Annotated in this window: 6 protein-coding genes; 2 read left to right on the top strand and 4 right to left on the bottom strand. The window is 29.8% G+C overall.

Features of this window, described 5'->3' with window-relative positions:
- Nucleotides 1-295: 295 nt before the first annotated feature.
- From KPL55_RS22320 to KPL55_RS22305, 4 genes are all read right to left on the bottom strand, one after another.
- Nucleotides 296-955, bottom strand: coding sequence for a PspA/IM30 family protein (locus KPL55_RS22320; protein WP_216308969.1), 660 nt, complete (start codon nt 953-955; stop codon nt 296-298).
- Nucleotides 956-1,022: 67 nt separating this feature from the next.
- The gene (locus KPL55_RS22315) at nt 1,023-1,655 is read right to left on the bottom strand and encodes a DUF1292 domain-containing protein (protein WP_216308968.1); all 633 of its coding nucleotides are present in this window, start codon (nt 1,653-1,655) and stop codon (nt 1,023-1,025) included.
- Nucleotides 1,656-1,674: 19 nt separating this feature from the next.
- Nucleotides 1,675-2,088, bottom strand: coding sequence for a hypothetical protein (locus KPL55_RS22310; protein ID WP_216308967.1), 414 nt, complete (start codon nt 2,086-2,088; stop codon nt 1,675-1,677).
- 170 nt (nt 2,089-2,258) lie between these two features.
- On the bottom strand, nt 2,259-3,914 hold the full coding sequence (locus KPL55_RS22305) for a diguanylate cyclase domain-containing protein (RefSeq protein WP_216308966.1): 1,656 nt from the start codon (nt 3,912-3,914) through the stop codon (nt 2,259-2,261).
- 296 nt (nt 3,915-4,210) lie between these two features.
- On the opposite strand from KPL55_RS22305, the gene KPL55_RS22300 reads away from it, so the two are divergent.
- Together KPL55_RS22300 and KPL55_RS22295 are read left to right on the top strand one after the other, a co-directional pair.
- Nucleotides 4,211-4,951, top strand: a complete 741-nt coding sequence (locus tag KPL55_RS22300) for an ABC transporter ATP-binding protein (protein WP_216308965.1) — start codon at nt 4,211-4,213, stop codon at nt 4,949-4,951.
- On the top strand, nt 4,948-5,964 hold the full coding sequence (locus tag KPL55_RS22295; protein ID WP_216308964.1) for an ABC transporter permease: 1,017 nt from the start codon (nt 4,948-4,950) through the stop codon (nt 5,962-5,964). The genes KPL55_RS22300 and KPL55_RS22295 overlap by 4 nt, the downstream gene beginning before the upstream one ends.
- Nucleotides 5,965-6,000: the final 36 nt, after the last annotated feature.

Raw genomic sequence — 6,000 nt, 5'->3', positions numbered from 1 at the left:
CCTTTTTTACCATCGTTCGTCTTTTGAAACGGTTTTTTTGTTGTGCAAAAAATTAATCTAAATAACTTTAAACAAATTTAAATTAAATAGTTGACTTTAACTAGCTGGTCTCTATAATAAACCACTCTCTATATGAACACACATCCTCATTAGGATGATTACTATCAATACCAATTGCAAGTATTTTGTACTTCTTCTTTATTATATTCGAAATTTGACTAAAAAAGCAATTATATTTTATGGTATTAAAATAGGACTACTAAATATAAGCAGTCCTAATAAATTTTATTATTAATTATTGTTTTGCATATTTAGCTTTATACGCAGCCAAATCATCACTTACAGATGTTTTTTCTAGAGCCTCAAATTCATCCTCTAAAGAGTCAACTTTAAGTTCTCCTAAACCTTCTGCCAAAGACTCTGTTTCTTCTATCTTACGTTCTAATCTATCTAAATCGATGCTATTACCTTTTGTTTTAACATTAGCAGTTATTGCATTAACTTGCTGCGCAGCTTCAGCTGTCTTAAGTCTGGCTATTAACCCATCTCTCTTACCTCTTAAATCTTTTAAGTCATCCCCTAGTTCTAATAAACTTTTCTTCAAGTTGTCTGCAGTAATTTTAGCCGCTCCATAAGATTTTGTTAATGATACGCAAGTAGCCTCACACTCTTTTTGCTTAGCTATTGCTTTACCTGCTAATTCATCATTACCTTTTTCTATAGCCAATTTAATTTTAGATTCCCAATTACTCATATCTTCTTTAGATGAGATCATTTCTTTTTCTAGTCTTTTTACATTTCCAAAAACTACAGCTGATTTAGTCCTAGCTTCATTTAAAGCTTCATCTTTATCTCTTATTGCTTGATCTATTAGCGCCTCTGTATCCTCGTTTGCATCCATAATCTTATTAACCCCTGCTTTAAAGCTATTACCTATTCTATCAAATATTCCCATTGTTTGTATTCCTCCTCTTATATATTATACATATTCTTTTTTTGTATATTATCTCTTCATGAAGAGATTAGCTCTCCATGAATAATCCAGCTATATTCTCAAGTTCTTCTTCGTTTTCTATATTTATATACTCTGTATCTTCTAATCCATCAGACACAATAAACATTTGTTTATTGTCCTCATCATACTTTTCCTGGAGTAGTATATATCTTTTATCGTATGAATTGCTTTCAATTATTGCTAGTATTATAAATTCAACATCTCTTTCCTTGTCATCATTATATAATGTAAGTGTCTTAGTGCTTTCAATTATACAATTTTCTTTTTTATCACAATCCTTAACTCTGCACCCTGATAAACAATTTCCACAAGAACTAAATTTGCATTCATATTCACAATCTATACATTGACATTTAGAACAATTTTGGACTTGATTTAATTGACTCATATACTTGTTATGATACTCATTAACTTCTTTAGTATCATCTACTGCAAAATGCATTAGTTTGTTAGCTTCAATAATAGATTTATCTATTATATTAATAAATTCTTGTGATATTTTCTCATATTTTAAGGCTTTAACTTTATTTTTTAATGTTTCATCCCTAAACTCGTTTGAATATACTTTTAGAAATAAATCTCCATGAGCCTTTCCATAGGTATCTCGCATTTTACTTAAATACTCTTTCTCATCACTCATTAACCGTTCCCCCCCTACTTTATTTTTTTCTTTTATTACGTCTGTACACAAAGACTGACAGTGCTATGACTATGAATAAAATTAAATATCTAAAAAAATTGCTACCAGACGAATTTCCGAAAAATATCATTGGCAAATAACTTCTACTATTGTTACTTCTATATGCATTATTCGTACCTGCACTTGTTGAGTTATTTGATGAAGTTGATGTTGAAGGTTTAGTCGTTGATGTTGAAGGTTTTTTATACCCACTACTTGATTTAAAACCACCACTACTTTTACTACTGCTTGAACTTTTGCTACTACTGCTACTACTACTGCTACTGCTTGATTTAAATCCACCAGACTTTGTTTTAGCATACACATCAAAATTAACCGTTACTAATAATGCTACCATTAGTAATATAGACAATATTTTCGATAACCTCTTCAAGTTTGACTCATCCCCCATTTTTATTATTCTGTATAATTATTATATCGTATTTTTTTAAATCTTTTTTTAAAACCATAATTGACCAATTTAATCTACATTAATAATACCATATATACTTAAATATTGTAAATCTTATTTAATTTTCTACAGAGTTTAATTATTGAAATAACTTATAAGAATTCCGACGAATATATTTTATACTGATTTCCACCATTTCGTTTGGCTTCATACATACCAGAATCAGCATTGTTAATTAGCTTGTCTGCATTAGTACCGTGCTCTGGAAATATGCTTATTCCTATACTTCCTCCAATAAATAATTGATTTTCTTTATAAGTGAAAGCCTTATTTAATGATTCTAATGAAGCTAATGCTATTCTTTGCGCATCTTCAACTTCTTTTAAATTCCTTAATATTATTATAAATTCATCTCCACCAATTCTATATATTGTATCTATTAAATTAATAATTTTTTTTAATCTAGTTGCAACTGCTTTAAGGATAATGTCTCCAGCTTCATGACCATAATTATCATTAGCACTCTTAAACTTATCTAAATCTATAAAAAGAATTGCAAATCTTTCGTTTTTATTTTCTAATAATGTATCAACATCTTCTAACATTTTTTTTCTGTTATTGACTTCTGTAAGGGCATCATAATATACAAAATGGCTTATTTTATCTTCTGCTTCTAATCTATCTATTATCTCATTTTTAAGTTTATAATTTGATTTTTCTAACTCTAAGGTGTATTTTTTTTGTATTTTTGCTATTTCTTCTCTTTCAGATATATCATGTAATAAAACAAGTATTCCTAAAATATCAAAATATTCATCAAATATTACAGTTGCTGATAACTCACAAATAAGAGAGTCATTATTTCTGCGATTTAAATCAACTTCAATGTTATGCACATATCCTTCTAGCATTACAGTATTAAAATCAAAGTTTCTAAAATTTATTATATCACTGAGTGACTTTTTCCTTAATTCATTATAATTATATTCTGTTATACTTAATGAAGACTCATTACAATTCTCCACAATAAACTCTTCACTTATTATGAAAACTGGTTCATTTACAGCTTCAAAAAGATATTCCGATACAAGTTCATAAGAAATAGACATCATTTTATGTTTATTGATGGCATACCACATACCACCCATTCCAATAGAAATTGCTATAATTGCAGTTGGAAATAGTATACTCCCTATTGCAGGAAGAATAATATCAGTTACCATACCTAAACAAAAACTAATTAAACTAGTTATTATAATAGTTTTCATCTGCTTTTTAACCCTATTTTTTTTTGTATTTTTCATTTGAATAAAGAATATTACAAAACCTGCTAGTAATAAAACCGCAAAATATATATTGAAAATAATACCGATAACTGTAGTGCCATATAAATTATCTACGTAACCATAAGCTTCCTTACTAATTGTTTTTGAGGGTTCCTGCAATATATTGTTTATGAAAAATATTGTTGATGTTACATATATAAAAGATTGTATATTCAAGCTAGATTTTTTTTGATTTGTATCTAGTAGAGAAAATGCAAATGTTACCCATATCGCATCAAAAAAGCACCATCCGAAAGCAGAAATCATTTTCCATATGTTCGCGTTTTCTATATTAGGAGAAATTAACATAAATGCATATCCTATCGACCAAAGGCTAGCAGAAACACATAAAAATAAAAACGATATGTTGACTTTTGATCTCTTATCTCGCCTGTAACTATATACACCCAAAAATAAGTAGAAAATAAAGCATATACATAATATTGTAAACAACAAAATCTTAATATTTTCCTCTTTCAGCATCTTTTATCCTCTCCTACTTATCAAATACATATTAGAATAGATTACATTATAAATAAGCATAATACCAATAAATCTATAATGCACCTCAGTTAGCATATTACCACATTTTACTGTATATTCATACATTTTCATTCTACAATACCATATAAAAGCTATAAAGAATCGCGAATCACGTACTACACGAAATTCATATCTTAACATTTACATTGACATATTACTTTTTGTTGATATATGCTAATGACAAGAAGATTATTTATATTCTAATAACTGGAATAAGGAAAAGGAGTGTATAGTAAATGGATGTTGAAAATGTTATTAAAATAGAGCATTTTAAGCAACAGTTTGGAAAACATGTAGTACTTGAAAACATTAACCTTTCAGTAGAAAAAGGAGAAATACTCGGTCTCCTTGGACCATCTGGTTCAGGTAAAACCACTTTAATAAAAGCTATTGTTGGAATGAGTGAACCTACAGAAGGCAACGTAAGTGTGCTTGGAATTAATATGCCCTCACTTGTAGCAGTTTCAAAAATTGGATATATGGCTCAAAGTGATGCTCTATATGAAGACCTAACAGCCGTTGATAATATATTATTTTTTGCATCACTATATGGTATAAGGGGTAAGTTTGCTAAAAAAAGAGTTAATGAGGTTCTAGAATTAGTACTCCTAAATGATGAAGGTAAAAAACTTATTAAAAATTTTTCTGGTGGAATGAAAAGAAGATTATCCCTTGCTATAGCATTAGTTCATAAACCTGAAATATTAATTCTAGATGAACCTACCGTAGGAATTGATCCAGTACTTAGAATCGAGTTTTGGAAAGAATTTGAACGTTTAAGAAAAGAAGGCGTTACAATAATAATAACCACCCATGTTATGGATGAAGCGGAGCATTGTGATAGACTTGCATTAATTAGAAATGGAGGAATAATTGCTATAGGCACTCCTGATGATTTAAAGGAAACATCCGGTCAAAACACTGTTGAAGGAGCTTTTCTCTATTACGGCAATGAAAGAGAGGTTAAAAGCATATGAGAGTGTTGTCTATTGCTAAAAGATTAATTAAACAACTTAGAGGTGACAAAAGATCAATCGCCCTAATGTTTGTTGCTCCAGTTTTTGTAATGTATCTTTTAAGTTCTATTTTAAATTCGGCAGCCACAACTCCTAATATTGATGTCATCTCTTCGACGCCGGCTACCTATGTAACAAAGCTACAAAGCCTTGCCAATGTTAACCTGGTTGCCAATGAAGTAACTGCCCTTAAAAATTTAAATGATAAAACTACAGATGCTTATATTATTTTTGATGATAATATTCCCAGGATTACTTTAGACGGAGTAGATCCAACTATTACAAGTCTAGTTATCAAAACCCTAAATAAACTTTCAACAAACAGTTCTTCTCAAAAGCCTAATATTAATTTCTTACATGGTTCTATGGACATGGGAGCTTTTGATTCCATGGCGCCAATTCTTATGGGTTTTTTCATCTTCTTTTTCGTATTTTTAATAGCTGGAGTAGCATTTTTAAGGGAGAGAATAAGCGGAACTCTTGATAGAATACTTGCCTCTCCGCTAAAAAGATGGGAGATAGTTTTAGGCTATTTTCTCGGTTTTGGGGCCTTTGTAGCGATTCAGACTGTAATACTTCAGGTATTTAGTGTATATGGGCTTAATGTGCCTATGGTAGGTAGTTTCTGGGCTGTACTTGCGATAAATTTAATTCTTGCGTCGGGATCTTTAGCCCTTGGAACCCTATTATCTGCCTTTGCACGAAACGAATTTCAATTATTTCAGTTTATTCCTTTAGTAATAGTTCCTCAGATTATGTTCAGTGGTATTTTTGATTTAAGAAACTCACCAACATGGGCAAAAATATTATCTAAAATATTCCCTATGACTTATGGAGCCAACGCACTAAAAGATGTAATGCTAAGAGGAAAGAGTTTACTAGAAGTCAAGTATGATTTAATAATTCTTATTGGGTATGCCTTATTATTCCTTATTTTAAATACACTAGCGCTTAAGAAATATAGAAAAGCATAAAAACTTAAACACCATATCTCTTATTAAAAACTAACA

The sequence above is a fragment of the Clostridium lacusfryxellense genome (assembly GCF_018861735.1).
Taxonomy (GTDB): Bacteria; Bacillota; Clostridia; order Clostridiales; family Clostridiaceae; genus Clostridium_AD; species Clostridium_AD lacusfryxellense.
This window is presented reverse-complemented; position numbering and strand designations above follow the sequence as displayed.